The organism is Armatimonadota bacterium (genome assembly GCA_031460175.1).
GTDB classification, from domain to species: domain Bacteria; phylum Sysuimicrobiota; class Sysuimicrobiia; order Sysuimicrobiales; family Sysuimicrobiaceae; genus Sysuimicrobium; species Sysuimicrobium tengchongense.
Genome location: JAVKGW010000001.1, coordinates 140,156 through 154,291 on the forward strand (window position 1 = coordinate 140,156; position 14,136 = coordinate 154,291).

Genomic DNA, 14,136 nt, shown 5'->3' on the forward strand with positions numbered 1-14,136 from the left:
CCCCGCCCATCATACACAAACCCGACAGGCCCTGGGTGGGGAGATGCTAGGATGGAGGGGACGTGGAGGAAGAGCATGCCGTGCGGGGATCGCCCTCCTCACGCTGAGCTGGCCTTGGCCCCGAAGGCGAAGCCCTCAGGGACCGCGGGAGGCGCCCGGTGAGCATCCTCCCGCGGCTGCTGCTCGCGCTCCTGCTCCTCCTGGGCGTCGTCCTGTGGCCGGCCCTGGCCTACTGGTACACGGAGTGGCTGTGGTTTTTGGAGCTCGGATATCCCCGGGTGTTCTGGATCCCCTTCCTGTCCAGACTCCTGGTGGGAGGGTTCGTTTTCGCCTTCGTGTTCGCCCTCCTCTCCCTCAACGCGCGGCCCTTCCTGCGCCGGTGGACCCGCCCGGAGATCCTCGAGCTGTACCGGGACGGCGGCCGTTTCCGCCCCCGGGCGCCCTCCCCGTGGCCCCGGCGCGCCCTCCTCGGGACGTGCGCGGGGATCGCCTTCCTCGCGGCCCTGGCGAACACGGGCCAGTGGTTGGCCCTCCAGCAGTTCCTGCACGCGCAGCCTGCGGGCGCGCGGGACCCCATCTTCGGGCTCGACCTCTCCACCTACCTCTTGCGGCTGCCCTTCTGGCGGTTCCTGGTGGACCTGACGTGGGGATGGCTGCTCTTCACCCTGGTGGGGGTGACCGCAGGGTACCTGCTGGACACCGCGACCCTCGCGATCCGCGGGGTCTGGGCCCTCCCGCCCGGAGCCCGGGCCCACCTCTCCGTGCTTCTGGCGCTGCTTTTCCTGGTCCGGGCCGTGGGCTTCCGGCTCGATGCCCTGGAGTTGCTGACCTCTCAGCGGGGCCTGTTCTTCGGGATGACGTACGCGGACCTGCACGCGCGCCTCCCCGCCCTGAACGCCCTCTTCTACCTCTCCCTGGTGGCCTCAGGGCTGCTGTTCGCGAACGCGTGGCTGCGCACGGTGCGGTTCGCCGCGGGCGTGGTGGCCGTCCAGATCCTGGCGTGGTTCGTGGGCGTGGGGCTGTTGCCCGGGCTCGTGCAGCAGCTGGTGGTGGCCCCGAGCGAGCTCACCCGCGAGACCCCCTACCTCGCCCACCACATCCGGGCCACCCGGGCCGCCTTCGGGCTGGAGGGGGTGCGGACGCAGGTCTTTCCCGCCGCGGGGCAACTCCCCCCGGAGGCCCTTGGGCGGAACCGGGACACCCTGGAGAACGTGCGGCTCTGGGACTACCGGCCCCTCCTGGAGACCTACCGGCAGCTGCAGGCCCTGCGGGCCTACTACACCTTCCACGACGTGGACATCGACCGCTACCGGATCGGGGGTCGAGCGCGCCAGCTCATGCTGGCGGCCCGGGAGCTGGACCTCTCCCGCCTCCCGCCGCAGGCCCGGACCTGGGTGAACGAGCACCTGGTCTACACCCACGGGTACGGGGCGGTGGCAAGCCCCGTGAACCGGGCTTCCGCGGAGGGGCTGCCGGAGTTCTGGATCCGGGACCTCCCCCCGCAGGCGCAGTTTGAGGAGCTCCGCATCACCCGGCCCGAGATCTACTTCGGGGAGCTCACCCACCAGTACGTGATTGTGCGGACCCGGGTCCCGGAGTTCGACTACCCCCGAGGGGAGGAGAACGTCACCACCCGGTACCAGGGGCGGGGCGGGATTCCCCTCTCGCACCCCCTGCGGCGGCTGGCCTTCGCCACCCGGTTCGGGAACCTCCGCATCCTCCTCTCCACGGACATCACCTCAGAGAGCCGGGTGCTGTTCGCCCGCACGGTCCTGGAGCGGGCGCGGCGGCTCGCACCCTTCCTCCGATACGACAGGGACCCCTACCTCGTGATCGCCAACGGGCGCCTGTTCTGGATTCTGGACGCCTACACCACCAGCAACCGGTACCCGTACGCGCAGCCCGTGGAGGGCATCAACTACATCCGCAACGCGGTGAAGGTGGTGGTGGACGCGTACCACGGCACCACGGACTTCTACATGGTGGATCCCGCGGATCCCCTCATCCGCACGTGGGCCCGCATCTTTCCGGGCCTCTTCCAGCCCGCAGACCGCCTCCCTCCGGAGCTCCGGGAGCACCTCCGGTATCCCGTGGACCTCTTCGCGCTGCAAGCCCAGGTGTACGCGACCTACCACATGCGGGATCCCCGGGTGTTCTACAACCGGGAGGACGCGTGGTCCTGGCCCACGGAGATCTTCGCGGGGCAGCAGCAGCCCATGGAGCCGTACTACGTGACCCTGCGGCTTCAGGGAGAGCCCGGACCCGAGTTCGCCCTCATCCTCCCCATGACCGCCCAGCGTCGGGAGAACATGGTGGCCTGGCTCGCGGCCCGAAACGATCCTCCCCATCGGGGGGAGCTGCGAGTGTTCCTCTTCCCCAAGGAGCGGGTGGTGTTCGGGCCCATGCAGGTGGAATCCCGCATCGACCAGGACCCGCAGATCAGCGCCCAGCTCACCCTGTGGAACCAGCAGGGCTCCCGGGTGATCCGGGGGAATCTCCTGGTGATCCCCATCGAGGACTCCATCCTGTACGTGGAGCCCATCTTCTTGCGGTCGGAGACGAGCCAGCTTCCCGAGCTCAAGCGGGTGATCGTGGCCCACGGGCCCCGCATCGCCATGGAGGAGACCCTGGAGGCGGCCCTGAGCCGGATATTCGGGACCCGGGCCGCGGCAGAGCGCCCCGCGGGATCCCCGGCGGACCTGGACGCCCGATCCGCGGAGCTGGTCGGGCAGGCGCTGGAGCACTACGAGCGGGCCCAGCGGCTGCTGCGGTCGGGGGATCTCGGGGGATACCAGCGGGAGATGGAGGCCGTGGGCCGTCTCCTGCGGGAGCTCCACCGGCGGCTACGGCCTTAGGAAGTCCTCAGACGCACCAGCAGCTTGTCAATGCGCCGGCCGTCCAGGTCCACCACCTCGATCTCGTACGCCCCGAAACGCACCTTCTCCCCCACGGAGGGGATGCGGCCCATGAGGTGCAGGACGAGCCCCGCCGCAGTGGTGGCCTCTCCGGTGTCCACGGCTTCCTCTTCCAGACCCAGACGGGAGAGGAGCTGGTGGAGGGGCGTGCGGCCGTCCACCAAAAGCGACCCGTCCTCCCGCACCACGATCTCCGGCTCCTCCTCCCCGTACTCCGAGGGGATCTCCCCCACGATCTCCTCGAGGATGTCCTCCAGGGTCACCCACCCCGCCGTCCCCCCGTACTCGTCCAGCACCACCGCCGCGTGGGCCCGGTGCTCCTGGAGCACCCGGAGGGCGTCCAGGACCCGCACGGTCTCCGGGAGGCTCGGCACGCTCCGGACCATCTTCCGCCAGTCCTCCGTCCCGGAACACCCCACGAGATCCCGGGCGTACAGGACCCCCACGATGTGGTCGAGATCCCGGTCGTAGACGGGGAAGCGGGAGTAGGTGGAAGCGCGGATGGTGCGCAGCACCTCCTCCAAGGTCGCGTGCGTGGGGAGGCCCACCAGTTCCGTACGGGGGGTCATGATCTCTACGAGCCTCCGGTTCGTCACCCGGACCACCCCTGAGAGGACCTTGGCCGCGCTCTCCCGGAGGAGGCCCGTGCGCGCGCTCTCTTCCACCAGGGCGCCGAAGTCCTCCAGGGTCATGCGGGGGGCGCTTTCCCGGGTCTGCCGCAGGAGCCACAGCACCGCGTTCGTGGCCGCGGTCAGCAGCCCCACCGCGGGCGCCACGAGGCGCGTGAAGCCCTGCATGGCGGGCGCGAGGGCCACGGCCACCTCCTCCGCCCGCGCCAGGCTCACCCGCTTGGGTGCGAGCTCCCCCACCACCAGGAACAGGAAGGTGAGGAGCACCACCACGAGGCCCAGGGCCAGCGGATCCGCGTAGGGGGCGAGGGGGGACCAGCGCCGGAGGCCTGCGGCGAGGGGCTCCGCGATGCGGGCGCCCGAGTACGCGGAGGCCAAGGTTCCCACCAGGGTGATCCCGACCTGGACCGCGGCCAGGAACCGGTCCCGGTGGCGGATCAGGTACAGGGCCGCCTCCGCCCGCGGATCCCCCGCCCTCCGTCGACGCTCCAGGCGGGCGGTGCGGGCCGTGATCACCGCCGTCTCCAACGCGGCGAAGGCCGCGTTGGCCAGAAGCAGCAGGAGGACGACGAGGGCTTCCTCCAGCCACGCCATCCGGGGTTGAGGTTCGCCCCCTTCCGGATTCCTCCCTGCTGCACGGGCAGGACCGGCAGGGCAGAGCCCTCTTGGACCGGGCGGTTACCGGGGCGGGCGGCGCTCTGAGATCAGGGCGTCGGAGTCCAGGATGGCCTGGGCCACCTCCCGCATGGTCCTGCGCTGGTTGCGGGCCCGCCGCTGCAGGAGGCGGTACGCTTCCTCCTCGTCAAGGCCCAGCCGCTTCATCAGGATGCCCTTCGCCCGCTCCACCAGCTTCCGGGTCTCCAGGGCCTCCCGGGCCTTCCGCACCTCCTGGAACCGCTGGTAACTCAGGGCCACCGCCGCCCGCAGCTCCGACTCCACCAGGGGCTTGGTGATGTACGCGTAGGCGCCGACCGCCTCGGCCGCCGCCAGCAGCTCCCGGTCACCGTAAGCGGTGAGGAAGACCACCGGCACCCGGTCCCGAACCTGTCGGGCCACCTCGATGCCGTCCGTGGGCTCCATGCGGATGTCGAGCACCAGGAGGTCAGGCCGCAGCCGGTCCACCAGCTCCAGGACCTCGCGGCCCGAAGCCGCCTCCCCCACCACCTCGTGTCCCGCGTCCAGCAGGATGCGCCGCACGCCCATCCGGATGAGGGGTTCGTCGTCCGCGATGAGGATCCGCATACGCACCTCCCGAACGAAAGACGCCCCCGGCGTTGGCCGGGGGCGTCCTGGCCCGTGTGCGCGGGCGCCGCGGTTACACGTCGAAGTACAGGTAGAACTCGTACGGATGCGGCCGGATGCTCACCTCGTGGAGCTCCTTCTCCCGCTTGTAGCCGATCCAGGTCTCGATGAGGTCCCGGGTGAACACGTCCCCCTCCAGGAGGAACTCGTGGTCCGCCTCCAGGGCGCTGAGGACCTCTCCGAGGGAACCGGGCACGCTCTTCACCCGGGCCGCCTCCTCCGGCGGGAGCTCGTAGGTGTTCACGTCCAGGGGACCGAAGGGGGAGGCATCGAGCTTGCGCCGGATCCCGTCCACCCCCGCCATGAGCATGGCCGCGAACGCCAGGTAGGGATTGCAGCTGGGGTCCGGAGGCCGGAACTCGATGCGCTTGCTCGCCGCGGCCTCCGGGCCCGTGTAGTACATGGGGATGCGCACGCAGGCGCTGCGGTTCCGCTTGCTGAAGGCCACGTTCACGGGCGCCTCGTAGTGGGGCACCAGGCGCTTGTAGGAGTTCGTGGTGGGGCTCGTGAAGGCCAGGATGGCGTCCACGTGCGTGAGCAGCCCGGCGATGTAGTGGAGGGCGAGGTCGCTCAGCTCCGCGTATTTTCCTTCTGCGTAGAAGAGGTTGCGGCCGTCCTTCCACAGGCTCTGGTGGGTGTGCATGCCGCTGCCGTTGTCGCCGAAGAGGGGTTTGGGCATAAAGGTGACGGTGCATCCGTGTCGGCGGGCCACGTTGCGCATCACGTACTTGTAGATCATCACCTTGTCGGCCATCCGGACCAGGGTGTCCCGCTCCATGTCGATCTCCGCCTGGCCCGCGGTGGCCACCTCGTGGTGGTGCATCTCCACCGGGATCCCGATCTGCTCCAGGATCAGGGCCGCCTCGCTGCGGATGTCCTGGAAGGTGTCGCTGGGCGGGGCCGGGAAGTAGCCCTCCTTCGGACGGATCTTGTAGCCCAGGTTCTTCCCGTTGTCGTTCCCCGTGTTCCAGATCCCTTCCCGGCTGTCGATGCAGTAGCCCATGCGATGGGGCAGCACCTCATACGTGACGTGGTCGAAGATGAAGAACTCGATCTCGGGTCCCCAGTAGCTCACATCCGCGATGCCCGTCTCCTTGAGGTAGGCCTCCGCCTTCTTGGCCACGTACCGGGGGTCGCGGCTGTAGGGAGCCCGGGTCTCCGGATCCACCACGTCACAGATCATCACCAGGGTCGGGACTTCCAGGAAGGGATCCACGAAGGCGGTCGCCGGATCCGGAAGGAGCAGCATGTCGCTCTCCTGGATGGCCTGGAAGCCCCGGATGCTGCTGCCGTCAAACCCGATCCCCTTCTTGAAGGTGGACTCGTCCAGGGCGGAGGCGGGGATGGTGGCGTGCTGCCACACCCCGGGCACGTCCGTGAACCGGAGATCCACCATCTGGATGTTCTTCTCCTTGACCAGCCTCAGCACATCCTGCGCCGTCTTTCCCGTCATGTTGCCTCCCTCCTTCCGTGGCCTGCTGGGGTTCGGATGCTAACCGTCCTCCTCCGTGGATCGGCGGCCCCGGAGGATGCGGCTGGGGAAAACCACCCAGGCGCAGAACAGGGCGATGAAGGTTCCCAGGGCGAGCCATGCTTCCATCGCGTTCCCTCCCGTTCCTTGGATTTCACGCTCCGCCCGCGGGCACCGGGGTAGGCTCGAGGACGTATGCGGGCGTGCCGTGCTCCGGCAGGTCCAGCCCCTGGAGCTCCTCCTCCCGCGAGGCCCTCAGGCCAATGGTGCTGCGGATCAGAGCGAACATGATGTATCCCGTGATCAGCGACCAGGCGGTCACCACCCCCATGCTGATGAGCTGGGCCACGAGCTGCCCTACCTCCCCCACGATGAGGCCCCGTACGCCCCCGTACGTGCCGTCCGCGAAGATCCCCACGGCCAACAGTCCCCACAGCCCTCCGGCCGCGTGCACGGAAACCGCGCCCACGGGATCGTCCACCTTCAGGGTCCGCTCCACGAACCCCAGACTCCACATCATCACGAGGGCCGCGATGGCTCCGATCACCACCGCCGCCCAGGGGGCCACGTACGCGCACGGCGCGGTGATCCCCACCAGGCCCGCCAGGGCCCCGTTGCACGCCATGGCGATGTCCGCCTTGCCCGTGCGTACGAGGCTCGCGTACAGGGCCACCACCGCGCCCGCGGCCCCCGCCAGGAAGGTGTTCACCGCGATGACGGAGATGCGCAGGTCCGTGGCGGCCAGGGTGCTGCCGGGGTTGAATCCGAACCACCCGAAGAACAGGATGAAGGTCCCGATCACCACATAGGTCATGTTGTGGCCGGGGATGGGGTTCGGGGTGCCGTCCGGGTTGTACTTGCCCAGGCGGGGGCCCACCATGGCGGCGCCCACGAGCCCCAGCAGCCCCCCGACCGCGTGGACCACCCCGGAGCCCGCGAAGTCGCGGGCCCCCACCCCGAAGGGCAGGTTCGCCAGCCACCCCCCGCCCCACACCCAGTGCCCGTAGATGGGGTAGATCACCGCGGAGACGATGAAGCTGTAGGCCAGGTAGGCGGTGATCTTCGTCCGCTCCGCCACCGCGCCCGCCACGATGGTGGCCGCGGTGGCCGCGAAGACCATCTGGAAGAACCAGTAGAGGATGGTGGTCACGTCGTAGGCGGCCCCGCTCAGGAAGAACCCGGAGAGCCCGATCCACGCGTTCCCGTGCTCCAATCCGCTGCTGAGCTGGCTTCCACCGAACATGAGAGCGAACCCGAAGGCCCAGTAGGAGAGGGCGGCGATGCTGAAGTCCATGTAGCTCTTCGTGAGGTAGTTCACCGTGTTCTTGGATCGGATGAGCCCGGCCCCCAGGAGGGCGAATCCCGCCTGCATGAAGAACACGAGGAACGCCGCGATGAGGGTCCAGGCGAAGTTCACCGCCGCTTCCGGCTTCTGCTTGATGGTCTGTGCCCCGCTGGGGTCTGCGCTCCACCCGGGTGCAGCCACGCAGAGCACCAGGAGTACGAGGAGTACGGGCAGAACCCTTCGCATCGAACGCCTCCTGCCCCGAACCGGGATGAAAAAGAGGGACGCCCACACCGATCGGTGTGGGCGTCCCGGCCCACGGACAAATTCCTGTGAAACTGTCTAGGGTCTGTCTATCACCTGGCCGGGTCCTTGTCAACCATCTTCTTGGGAATTTCCGGCAAAAATTTTTCCGGGGCCTATGCCAGACCCCGAATCCGCAGGCGCAGGTCGTTGGGGGAGTCCGCGGCCCGGAGGGCATCCTCCAGGGAGATGAGCCCCTTCCGGTAGAGATCGTAGAGGGCCTGATCGAAGGTCTGCATCCCCTCTCCCCCTCCCGCCTGGATGGCCGCCTTGATCCCCGCGAGGTCCCCGCGCCGGATGAGCTCCCGGATGCGGGGCGTGGCCACCAGGACTTCCACCGCCACCACCCGGCCCTGCCCGTCCGACCGGGGCACCAGGCGCTGGCTGACGATGCCTTCCAGGGTGAGGGAGAGGCGGTGCAGGACCTCCTGGACGTGATCCGCGGGGAAGAAGGCCAGCAGGCGCTCCAGGGTCTGAGAGGCGTTGATGGAGTGCAGGGTGCTGAGCACCAGGTGGCCGGTCTCCGCGAAGTAGAGGGCGGCATCCGCGGATTCCCGGTCCCGCATCTCGCCGATGAGGAGGACGTCCGGGGCCTGGCGCAGGGCTCCCCGCAGGGCGTGGTGGAAGCTGGGGGTGTCCGTGGCGACCTCCCGCTGACTCACGAGGCTGCGCTTGTCGGGGTGGAGGAACTCGATGGGATCCTCGACGGTGATGATGTGGCCGGAGGCGTGGGTGTTCCGGTAATCGATCATGGCCGCGAGGGTGGTGGTCTTCCCGGAGCCCGTAGGACCCGTGACGAACACGAGTCCCCTCGGCCGCATGACCAGATCCGCGAGGATCTCCGGAAGTCCCAGCTGCTCAAAGGAGGGGATGTCCGTGCGCACCCGGCGCGCCACGAGGGCGATGGAACCCCGCTGCTGGTAGACGTTCACCCGGAACCGTCCCACGCCGGGGAAGCTGTAGGCCAGGTCCACGTTCTGCTCCGTGCGGAGCTGCCGGCGCTGCTCGTCATCCAGCAGCTGATCCGCAAGCGTCCGGCTCACCTCCGGGGTCACCCGCTCCCAGGGCCCCGGCTGGAGCTCCCCGTGGACCCGGAAGGTGGGCGGGGAGCCCACCTTCACGTAGAGGTCGCTGGCGTCCCGCTCCACCATCTCCCGGAGGAGGTCGTGCACGTGCATGGCCACCTCCCGCTACTTCCAGGCGCTCTGGGCAGGAGGGGCCGCGCCGAGGCCCGGCCGGGCGAAGGCCTGCTTTTCCGTAGCCCACCGCACGGCCACTTCGGGCGTGACCTTCCCCGTCTTCACCAAGTGCCGCAGGCTCTGGTCCATGCTCTGCATCCCCTCCCGGAGCCCCGTCTGGATCACGGAGGGGATCTGGTGCACCTTGCTCTCCCGGATGAGGTTCCGGACCGCAGGGGTCGCCACCATCACCTCCACCGCGGGAACTCGACCGAGGCCGTCCGCGGTGGGCAGGAGGACCTGGGCGACGACCGCCACCAGGGTCTCCGCCAGCTGCACCCGAATCTGCTCCTGCTGGTGGCTGGGGAAGACGTCGATGATCCGGTGGATGGTCTGGGCCGCGCTGCTGGTGTGCAGGGTGGCCAGCACCAGGTGCCCGGTCTCCGCCGCGGTGAGGGCCAGGGCGATGGTCTCCAGGTCCCGCATCTCGCCCACCAGGATCACGTCCGGATCCTCCCGCAGCGCGGCCCTCAGGGCCGCGCTGAAGGACTTCGCGTGCACGCCCACCTCCCGCTGGTTGATGAGGGCCTTCCTGTGCGGGTGAACGAACTCGATGGGATCCTCGATGGTGATGATGTGGACCCGGCGGGTCGCGTTGATGAGGTCCACCATGGCCGCCAGGGTGGTGCTCTTCCCGGATCCCGCGGGGCCGGTGACGAGGATGAGGCCGTGCTCCCGCAGGGCGAGCTCCCGCAGCACCGGAGGGAGGCCGAGCTCCTCCAGGGACCGGATCCGGGAGGGGATCACGCGGAAGGCCGCCCCCTCGCCCGTGCGCTGGTGGAAGATGTTCACCCGGAACCGGCCGAGGCTCTGCAGCTCAAGGGCGAAGTCCAGATCCAGGTGCTCCTCGAACTGGGCCTTCTGCGCGTCCGTGAGGATGTCGTAGAGCATGGCGTGGAGTTCTTCCCGGGTGATGGGCGGCCATCCCTCCACGTCCACCAGCTCCCCCCGCAGTCGGAGTCGAGGGGGGCTTCCCACCGTGAGATGGAGGTCGGAGGCGTCCCGTTCCCGGGCGAGCACCAGAAGATCTGTGATGTCCACGGTCTCCTCCTCACGCACGGGCTTGCACGAGGGGCGCCACCGCCTGGGGTTCTGCCCGCAGGTGCTCCACCGCGGCCCGGGCGCAGGCCTCGAGGGAGGGGGAGAGGGCGGGGGCCAGAAGGTCCGGGATCGCGTGGGTCGGGGCCCGGAGCACCTCGGCAAGGCCCGGGCCGGCCCGGTACCACTCGTAGATGGGGACCTGCCCTTCGTATCCCGTGTTCCGGCACCGCTCGCATCCCACCGCGGAGGCCCACCGGCCCGGAGGGGATGCCCCGGGCCACTCCGGCGGGAACCCGTGGACCTCGGCGCAGCCGCAGAGAGCCGGGACAGGCATCCCGCACAGCGCGCCCGCGAGGAACCGCTCCAGGAGGAGGCGGCCCGCGGAGAGCAACCCCTCCAGGGCCCAGCTCACCCGCAGGTACGGGAGGCCCAGCACGAGGGTACAGCCCGGCCTCAGGGCCCGGCACAGCTGGCCCGCGGTCTCCAGGTCCAGACCCGCGTCCGCGATCAGGTACTCCGCATAGGTCTCCGAGAGGGCTTCGAGGGACTCCACCGCCAGGACCCCCTTGATCGGCTCGGGAGGCCACAGGCCCGCGGCTACGGTCCGGGTACCGGGGTTCCGGGCGGCCTGCTGGGCCAGCGCCCGCAGGAGCCGGCGGCGGAAGAGGCCGTCCGGGGACCCCACCACCAGGAGCCCGCCGCCCCGCAGGATCTCCTCGATGCCGTCGCGGATCGCAGGGTCCAGACCCAGGGCGGCCAGGGTAGGGACGGCTTCGGGTTCCAGGACCCCCACCAGCGCGTGACCGCCGGTCGCCTGGAGGGATCGGAGGACGGCGGTCACCGCGTGGTCCGCGAGGGAGATCCGGAAGCGAAGGAGATCGGGATCCTCCGCGAGCCGGGCGAGGACCCCGGGGTCCACCCGCGGGCCCCGGCTCTCCACCAATCCCGCCACGGTACGGTACCGGACCCGGACCCCAGCCCCGGACGGCTCGAAGTAGACCTCGTGGGCCCCAGCCTGCGCGGCCGCGCTGAGGTGAAACCGGATCTCCGCGAGCTCCGGCCCTCCCCGGGATCTGCGGCCCCGGGCGAAGGACCGGATGAGCCGGCGGACGTTGCTGGAGAGGTCCACCGCGGGGAGGACCCGCAGCCCCGTGGCACGCTCCACCTCCGCGATGGCCTCCGCATCCGTGGGGTCCCCCATCACCAGGGTCAGCTCGTCCCCGGAGACGAGGAGGGGAAAGACCTCGAACCGCTCCATCAGGTGAGGGGGCAGGAGCTGGACGGCCGCGGGGTCCACCATCTCCGGGGAAGCGTGGACGTAGGGGATCTGCAGCTGGGTCGCCAGCGCCCACGCCACGTCGTCCTCCGAGGCATACCCCAACTGGATGAGGGCCGCACCGATCCGCAGCCCCGTCTGCCGTTGGAGGCGCACGGCCTCCTCCAGCTGCTCCGGGGTGACGAGGTTGGCCTGCAGGAGGATCTCGCCGAGTCGGGTGCGCATTCCGGATTCCTTTCCCGGGCAGCCCTTCGGGTCCGGGGATAAGCAAGATCCGTGCCGTCCTGGGGGGCCGGAGGAGGTGGCTCCGCGGGCAGGACTCGAACCTGCAACCCCCCGGTTAACAGCCGGGCGCTCTACCGTTGAGCTACCGCGGAACGCAAACTGCCACGAGGATCATAGGCCGGAATCCCGTATCCTGTCAAAGGGGCCACATGCAGCGAACCGAGGTCGCGGTCCATGCCCTCATCGTCACCCTGGTGGTGGCCACCACCTATGGGGTGCTGTGGCTGGCGGTGCGCCTCGCGGACATCCTGGTGCTCTTCCTCATCTCCGCCATCCTGGCCGCGGGCCTCGCGCCCACGGTGGGGGCCCTGGAGCGGATCCGGCTTCCGGGTGGCCGAACGCTCGGCAGGGGGCTTGCCCTCTTCCTCGTGGTGGTGCTCATCCTCGCGGCCCTGGTGCTCGTGCTCACCATCCTCCTCACGCCCGTGGTGCAGCAATTCAGCGCCCTGGTGGCGCATCTCCCGGAGTACGTCCAGGAGACGGAGCGGTGGTTCACCCAGCTCCGCGCGCGGTTTCCCTGGATGCCCGACGTGAGCCGGTGGCTGAGCCGGCTCCCGGAGGAGGTGCAGAACTTCTCCCGGTACTTCGGCACCGCGGCCCAGGTCTTCGGTCGGTTCGTGAGCGGGCTGTTCACCGTGACCACGGTCCTCGTGATCGTGATCTATATGCTCATCGAGGGGCCCCGGCTGAAGCGGGGGTTTTTGCGCCTCTGGCCCGTGGAGCGGAGGCCGCTCGTGGACCTGGTCCTGGACCGCATCGCCCAGAAGTTCAGCGGGTGGCTCCGGGGCACCTTCGTGTTGGCCCTCTCCATCTTCGCCATCGACACCGTGGGGCTCATCCTCATCGGGATCCCCTACCCGTTCCTCCTGGGCCTGGTGGCAGGGCTCACGGAGCTCATCCCGGTGGTGGGGCCGTTTTTGGGGGCCGTTCCCGCGGTGATCGTGGCCCTGTTCCAACCCACGTGGAAGCTGGTGGCGGTGATCGTCCTCTACGTCCTGGCCCAGCAGATCGAGCAGAACTTCCTCGTGCCCCGCGTGATGAGCCGGGCGGTCGGGCTCTCGCCTATTCTCGCCATCTTCGCGGTGCTCGTCGGCGGGGCCCTCATGGGGATCGTGGGCGTCCTCCTCTCCATTCCCGTGGCGGCGGCCCTCCAGGTGATCTTCGGGGAGCTGGTGCCCGCGGCCCTCCCTCACGCGCGGTCTGAAGCCTACCTCCCGCCCGAGACCCCCGCCCCCCGAAGCGCGCGGGGCCCCCAGGCCTCCGGGAGATCCAGGGAGGCTCCGGAGGCCCCCGCGGCTGAGGGAGGGGGAGAGCTCTATCCCTGAGCCCGTCGTCCCTGCTCGACCCGGCGGATGACCTCCTCGGTGAACTCCGTGGTGGTGGCGGCTCCGCCCAGGTCCGGGGTGCGCACGCCGGCCTGCACCGTCTCAAAGGTGGCCTCGTAGACGGCGCGGGAGGCCTGTCCGGCCCGGGGGTCCGGGAGATAACCGAGGGCCGCGGCCGCGGCCAGGATCATGGCCATGGGGTTCGCGATGTTCTTGCCATACAGCCTCGGGGCGGTCCCGTGCGGGGCCTCCGCGAGCACCACCCGGGGCTCGAACGACTCATCGAGGGCCAGCACGAGCGATTCGGCGCCCGCGATGCTCCCGAACATCTGGAGCACGAGGTCCGATAAGGTGTCGCCGTCTCGGTTGAGGGCGGGGATGACGAGGGCTTCCTCGCTGGGCTGCAGGAGGAGGGCGTAGACCGCGTCGATGAGTTGCGGCTCGTAGGGGACGTCCGGGTGGCGGGAAGCGGCCGCATCCAGCTCCTCCTTCAGCATCCCCTCGTAGACGGGGCTGACGGTGTACTTGGGACCTCCGAACACCTTGCCCCGAATGCGGCGGGCATGCCGGAAACTGAACTCCGCCACGACCCGGCAGGTCCGGCGGGTGATCCGACTCGTGCGGTAAGCCACCTCCTCGAGCCCACCTCCCTCCCGCCACTCCCGGGCCCCGTAGGCGTCCTCCACCGCCATGCGCACCACGCTGATGGGATTCATCACCCCCGTCACGGGGCGGACCCCGGGGATCCGTCGGCCCGTGCGGAGGATGACCTGCGCTCCGATGGCCTCCCGGAGGAGGGCGTTGGGGCTCCCCACGTCCCCAGGTCCCTCCGGGGTGATGGTGGCCGCCTTCAGGCCCACGCCGTACGTTTTGAGGGCTTCCGCGGCCTCGTAGACCACGCGGTTCCGGCTGGCCCGCCGGCTCTCCAGGCTCAGATCAAAGTGCAGGAGCTCCAGCTCCAGGCCGATGACCTCCGGGGCAAGCACCCGGAGGGCCTGAAGCAGAAGCTCCTCTCCTGTTTGGTCCCCGTGCAGCACCACGAGGGTGGGCAAGGATCCCTCCGGCC

General features: G+C 69.6%; 10 protein-coding genes and 1 tRNA gene. 2 read left to right on the forward strand and 9 right to left on the reverse strand.

Annotation, left to right across the window (positions count from 1 at the left end):
- Positions 1–158 precede the first annotated feature (158 nt).
- Positions 159–2,855, forward strand: a complete 2,697-nt coding sequence (locus tag QN206_00710; GenBank protein ID MDR7613327.1) for a UPF0182 family protein — start codon at positions 159–161, stop codon at positions 2,853–2,855.
- Here the strand turns inward: QN206_00710 and QN206_00715 are convergent.
- From QN206_00715 to QN206_00750, 8 genes are all read right to left on the reverse strand, one after another.
- Positions 2,852–4,138, reverse strand: coding sequence for a hemolysin family protein (locus tag QN206_00715; GenBank protein MDR7613328.1), 1,287 nt, complete (start codon positions 4,136–4,138; stop codon positions 2,852–2,854). The two genes, QN206_00710 and QN206_00715, sit on opposite strands and share 4 nt — an antisense overlap.
- Before the next feature lie 84 nt (positions 4,139–4,222).
- Positions 4,223–4,786, reverse strand: a complete 564-nt coding sequence (locus tag QN206_00720) for a response regulator (protein ID MDR7613329.1) — start codon at positions 4,784–4,786, stop codon at positions 4,223–4,225.
- A gap of 73 nt (positions 4,787–4,859) precedes the next feature.
- Positions 4,860–6,299, reverse strand: a complete 1,440-nt coding sequence (gene glnA, locus QN206_00725) for a type I glutamate--ammonia ligase (protein ID MDR7613330.1) — start codon at positions 6,297–6,299, stop codon at positions 4,860–4,862.
- 172 nt (positions 6,300–6,471) lie between these two features.
- Positions 6,472–7,848, reverse strand: a complete 1,377-nt coding sequence (locus QN206_00730; protein MDR7613331.1) for an ammonium transporter — start codon at positions 7,846–7,848, stop codon at positions 6,472–6,474.
- 173 nt (positions 7,849–8,021) lie between these two features.
- Complete coding sequence (locus tag QN206_00735; protein MDR7613332.1) at positions 8,022–9,083, reverse strand: PilT/PilU family type 4a pilus ATPase; 1,062 nt, start codon at positions 9,081–9,083, stop codon at positions 8,022–8,024.
- A 12-nt stretch (positions 9,084–9,095) separates the two neighbouring features.
- Complete coding sequence (locus tag QN206_00740; GenBank protein ID MDR7613333.1) at positions 9,096–10,184, reverse strand: type IV pilus twitching motility protein PilT; 1,089 nt, start codon at positions 10,182–10,184, stop codon at positions 9,096–9,098.
- Positions 10,185–10,194: 10 nt separating this feature from the next.
- Positions 10,195–11,685 (reverse strand): hypothetical protein, encoded by a 1,491-nt coding sequence (locus QN206_00745; GenBank protein ID MDR7613334.1) that lies wholly within the window; start codon positions 11,683–11,685, stop codon positions 10,195–10,197.
- 77 nt (positions 11,686–11,762) lie between these two features.
- A tRNA-Asn gene (locus QN206_00750) sits at positions 11,763–11,837 on the reverse strand.
- A gap of 57 nt (positions 11,838–11,894) precedes the next feature.
- Here QN206_00750 and QN206_00755 point away from each other — a divergent pair.
- Positions 11,895–13,070 (forward strand): AI-2E family transporter, encoded by a 1,176-nt coding sequence (locus QN206_00755; GenBank protein MDR7613335.1) that lies wholly within the window; start codon positions 11,895–11,897, stop codon positions 13,068–13,070.
- Here the strand turns inward: QN206_00755 and QN206_00760 are convergent.
- Positions 13,061–14,122 (reverse strand): isocitrate/isopropylmalate family dehydrogenase, encoded by a 1,062-nt coding sequence (locus QN206_00760; protein ID MDR7613336.1) that lies wholly within the window; start codon positions 14,120–14,122, stop codon positions 13,061–13,063. The two genes, QN206_00755 and QN206_00760, sit on opposite strands and share 10 nt — an antisense overlap.
- Positions 14,123–14,136 lie beyond the last annotated feature (14 nt).

Bases quoted from the DNA above. Each gene is read 5' to 3' on its own strand.
- QN206_00745 (MDR7613334.1), bottom strand. From the start codon at position 11,685: ATGCGCACCCGACTCGGCGAGATCCTCCTGCAGGCCAACCTCGTCACC.
- QN206_00755 (MDR7613335.1), top strand. From the start codon at position 11,895: ATGCAGCGAACCGAGGTCGCGGTCCATGCCCTCATCGTCACCCTGGTG.
- QN206_00730 (MDR7613331.1), bottom strand. From the start codon at position 7,848: ATGCGAAGGGTTCTGCCCGTACTCCTCGTACTCCTGGTGCTCTGCGTG.
- glnA (MDR7613330.1), bottom strand. From the start codon at position 6,299: ATGACGGGAAAGACGGCGCAGGATGTGCTGAGGCTGGTCAAGGAGAAG.
- QN206_00720 (MDR7613329.1), bottom strand. From the start codon at position 4,786: ATGCGGATCCTCATCGCGGACGACGAACCCCTCATCCGGATGGGCGTG.
- QN206_00715 (MDR7613328.1), bottom strand. From the start codon at position 4,138: ATGGCGTGGCTGGAGGAAGCCCTCGTCGTCCTCCTGCTGCTTCTGGCC.
- QN206_00735 (MDR7613332.1), bottom strand. From the start codon at position 9,083: ATGCACGTGCACGACCTCCTCCGGGAGATGGTGGAGCGGGACGCCAGC.